The organism is Mycobacterium sp. 1165178.9 (genome assembly GCF_001673555.1).
Taxonomy (GTDB): domain Bacteria; phylum Actinomycetota; class Actinomycetes; order Mycobacteriales; family Mycobacteriaceae; genus Mycobacterium.
Map to the genome: position 1 here is coordinate 1 of NZ_LZMB01000572.1, position 3,312 is coordinate 3,312.

The 3,312-nt window shown below is 68.0% G+C and carries 4 protein-coding genes; 1 reads left to right on the forward strand and 3 read right to left on the reverse strand.

Annotation, left to right across the window (positions count from 1 at the left end; all coding sequences use genetic code 11):
• Positions 1-225: 225 nt before the first annotated feature.
• The 3 genes from A5652_RS24260 to A5652_RS24270 form a co-directional block, all read right to left on the reverse strand.
• A complete protein-coding gene (locus A5652_RS24260; RefSeq protein WP_067358012.1) occupies positions 226-705 on the reverse strand; it encodes a lipoprotein LpqH in 480 nt (159 codons plus the stop codon).
• Between the two features lie 188 nt (positions 706-893).
• Complete coding sequence (locus A5652_RS24265; protein ID WP_067358016.1) at positions 894-1,562, reverse strand: S1 family peptidase; 669 nt, start codon at positions 1,560-1,562, stop codon at positions 894-896.
• Positions 1,563-1,650: 88 nt separating this feature from the next.
• A complete protein-coding gene (locus A5652_RS24270; RefSeq protein WP_197514094.1) occupies positions 1,651-2,526 on the reverse strand; it encodes an alpha/beta fold hydrolase in 876 nt (291 codons plus the stop codon).
• A 131-nt stretch (positions 2,527-2,657) separates the two neighbouring features.
• On the opposite strand from A5652_RS24270, the gene A5652_RS24275 reads away from it, so the two are divergent.
• Positions 2,658-3,312: amidase (locus A5652_RS24275; RefSeq protein ID WP_197514095.1), on the forward strand; the 655-nt coding region annotated here is incomplete at its 3' end.

Here is a 3,312-nt window from a genome sequence, read left to right on the forward strand (position 1 = left end):
AATCCGCCGGCCACGCAGCCTCCGCACCCGCCCTACATTCCACGGCACGACGTGGTGACTGCCAAAGCGCAGTTCGGGCACGGGGGCGGGTCGAGCGGAGCGGAGTAGGCCGAGCCGGCGTTCAGTGTCGCCGCGGAGATACTCAGGCCGGCGGCCAGCGCTGCGGCGCTGACGGCACGTTTCATAGACATAGCTGCGTCCCCTCTTGGGTGTCGGTGGCCTGCACTACGGGCAGGTGAGGTCCAACTCGAACGGCTTGGTTACCTGCTGCGGCTGCTGCGGGTTGCTCATGTCGGTACCGGTGGCGGTCCCCTTGATCGCCCAGTCCTTACCGTTGACCGCCGCCCCGGCACTGCCGCTTTGGTTAGGCGCGGCGTCTGAGAAGCCGAGCGCGACACCGTTGACGGTGCCCAGCCCGACGGAATGCACCAGCGGCGGATTGCCATTGCTGACCACGGCACCGAGTCCGGCGGTCGGGTCACCGATGCCGATGGTGACGTTGTCACCCGCGGCGGTGCATGTGACCTGCCCGCTGATGTTTTGGTTCTGCCCGTCGACGGTCAGTACCGGACCCGCCGCTGCCGCCCCAGATGACGACGACGGCGAGCCGGACGATCCCGTGCTGGACTTGTTGCTCGAACATCCGGCGCTGGCCGCGACCACCAGGGCCACGCCGGCTACGCCGACCACGATCCCACGCTTCACTACTGCTTCCCTTCGTGTCGCTGGTTCCGCTGCTGCCTCTTGACCTAGGCCGCATCAACACCGGATGGACTTCCAAGGGCCCCCACCCCGACGCCTTACGGCCGATCCTCTTGGTACCCCGTACCCCGGACTCGCAAACGCTACGTCACGTGCCGGTGGCCGGCCTGGTCACCGCCCGTGCGCGCCCCTCACGGAAGTACACGAAGCCCCCACTTGCCCAGCAGCGGATTGATGAGCATGAAGTAGGTCGTGTAGTCGTCGCCGTCGGGCGATGACATCAACAGACCGACCGCGCTCACGGTGCCGTCCGGGTTCATCACGAAGCCCGGACTGCCGCTGTCTCCGTCCAGGCTGAACACGCTGGCTTCGACGACGTCGCCATTGATGCTTTTGACGACACCGCACGTCTCGCCGGTCACCGCGCCGATCTTGCAGAACGGCATGCCGGCCTGAATCTGTTGGCGGCTCAACACATCTCGAAATTGATACCTGCCGCCGACGTCGCCCACCGGCATGCCGACACTCGGCTCCAGACGGATGATCGCGGCGTCTCGCTTGTCGCCCTCGTGCTCGCTGACAGAGATCCTGCCGAGCGGGGCGTCGTTGCCGTACGTCCATTCGGTGCCGTCGTGCGAGTCGCAGTGTCCGCTCGTCATCAGGTAGTAGCTGCCGTCGGATCCCTGCGCCGCGAATCCGGCTGTGCACCTGCCGGATTCATGATCGACTCCCATGCCCGGCGAGGGTGGCGGCGACGGCAGAGCCGGGGGCGGCACTGCCAGCGCGGTTTTCGCCACCGTCGTCGCGACCACCATGACAGCCCCCAAGAGCCCCAACCCCCGCAACCACGGTATGGTCACGCCGCCCCTTTCTGCTTGCGCCCGGCAGATAGTAGCAGCGCCGTCCACCTGAAATGAGTTGGCGACCAAATCGTTCCGCGCACGTGGCTCACCCGGCATCGACGTGCCGGGCAAGGAAGTCCAGCACGGCACCGGCAAAGATGTCGTTGCGGTCGCCGGCCACCATGTGTCCCGCGCCGCGAACATCGGTGAATTCGACCTGGGGGAAGCGCGCGAGGAATTCGTCGGCGCGCTCCTGGCTGACCAGGTCGCTCATCTGGCCGCGGACCAGCAGGATGGGTACCCCTCCGCGCAGGATCGCCTCGACGGCCGCGTGCATCCGGTCGGGGTCGGTGACCTCGAAAGGCGGGAAAGCCGCAGTGCCGCTAATGAATTGGGGATCCCAATGCCAGTACCAGCGGTCGCCGCGGCGACGCAGGTTGGTGGTCAGACCCTCCAGATCGGTTGGTCGCGGCCGGTTCGGATTGTATTCGGCGATCGCGTCGGCGACTTCGTCGAGCGAGCCGAAGCCGGACTCCACCCGGTCGGCCATGAAGGCGTGTATCCGGTTGGCTCCGGACTGGTCCATGTTCGGCACGATGTCCACCAACACCACCGCACTGGCGATACCCGGGGACATTTCCCCGGCGAGCAGCATCGACGTGAAGCCGCCCAGGGAGGCACCGACCAGGACCGGCCGCGGGGGCAGCGTGCGCAGCACTTCTTGGACGTCGGCGGCGAAACTGACGACGCGGTAGTCGCCGTCGTCGGACCAGTCCGATTCGCCGTGGCCGCGCAGGTCCACGGTGACGGCCTGCCAGCCCTGCGCGGCGACAGCGGCGGCCGCCTTGCCCCAGGACCGTCGGGTCTGTCCGCCGCCGTGCAAGAACACCACCGCGCGCGCCTGCGGATCCCCCAACCGGTCAGCGACGATCTGCACCCCGCCGGGGCCCTGGGTTGTGAACGGTTCAGCTGCCGTGGGCACCAGGTGATACTAAGGCGCCCCCACGAAAAGCTCGCGTTGGCTTAACGTCAACAGCATGCAGGGGCGTCAATTGAGAAGGCGTCGAGCGATGCCCGCGCGGCGCGCACGCGGACCGGAGCGAAGGAGAGCGCATGCATCTTGACGAGTACATGTCGTTGGATGCGACCGCGCTGGCCGAGCTGGTGTCACGCAAGCAGGTCACCCCGGCCGAGCTTCTCGCGTTGGCGCGGCGACGAGCGGACGAGGTGAATCCTCGGCTGAACGCCATCGTCTGCCGACTCGACGACGTCGCCGACCGGCAAGCCGCCGACCCCGATCTGAGCGGACCGTTCGCCGGTGTGCCGTTTCTGCTCAAAGACCTCGGTCAGGAATACCGCGGCTTTGCGACCTCGTGCGGGTCCCGCTCGCTGGCCCATGACGTGGCCGACCGGCACGCCCTGGTCACGCAGCGGTTCCTGGACGCGGGCCTGGTGATCTTCGGAAAGACCAACACCCCGGAGTTCGGGGCCAAGGGCGTGACGGAACCCGACTATTGGGGCCCGGCCCGCAACCCGTGGAACACCGGGCACACCCCCGGTGGCTCCTCGGGCGGATCCGGCGCGGCCGTGGCGGCGGGCATCGTGCCTGCCGCCGGCGCCAACGACGGCGGCGGGTCGATCCGCATCCCCGCCGCCTGCAACGGGCTGGTCGGCCTCAAGCCCAGCCGGGGGTTGGCGCCGTACGGCCCGCAGACGGGTGAACAGATGCTGGGCATGGCGACCCAGGGAGTCGTGTCGCGCACCGTGC